Here is a 575-nt window from a genome sequence, read left to right on the forward strand (position 1 = left end):
CCCTTCAATCTCGCGACGGGGCCGCTGCTTCGGGCGCTGCTGCTGACGTCGGCGCCGGGAGAGCACCTGCTCGTCGTGGTGGTGCACCACATCGTCTCCGACGGCTGGTCCATGACGCTGCTGGTGCGCGAGGTGGCGATGCTCTACGGCGCGCTCGCGCGAGGCCTGGCCGCGCCCCTGCCTCCGCTGGGCGTGCAGTACGCGGACTTCGGCGTCTGGCAGCGCGAGTGGTTGCAGGGCCCCCGCCTGGAGAAGCAACTCGGTTACTGGAAGCAGCAGCTGGCCGGAGTGCCCTCCGCCCTGGAGCTGCCCACCGACTTCCCCCGCCCCGCCACCCGTGACGGCCGGGGTGCACGGCATGACGTGCTGCTGCCGCGCGAGTTGACGGACGCACTGAAGGCCCTGGCCCAGCAGGAGGGCGCCTCCCTCTACATGGCACTGCTGACGGGCTGGCAGGTGCTGATGGCCCGCTACTCCGGCCAGGAGGACGTCACCGTCGGCTCCCCCATGGCGGGCCGTACGCGCGGAGAGGTGGAGGGCCTCATCGGCCTCTTCGTCAACGCCCAGGTGCTTCG

At 71.5% G+C, this 575-nt stretch carries 1 protein-coding gene; it reads left to right on the plus strand.

Annotated elements, in window-relative coordinates:
- On the plus strand, window positions 1-575 hold a 575-nt coding region (locus D7X32_RS44590; RefSeq protein ID WP_244239531.1), incomplete at both ends, for a condensation domain-containing protein.

The organism is Corallococcus carmarthensis (assembly GCF_003611695.1).
In the GTDB taxonomy this organism is placed as follows: Bacteria; Myxococcota; Myxococcia; order Myxococcales; family Myxococcaceae; genus Corallococcus; species Corallococcus carmarthensis.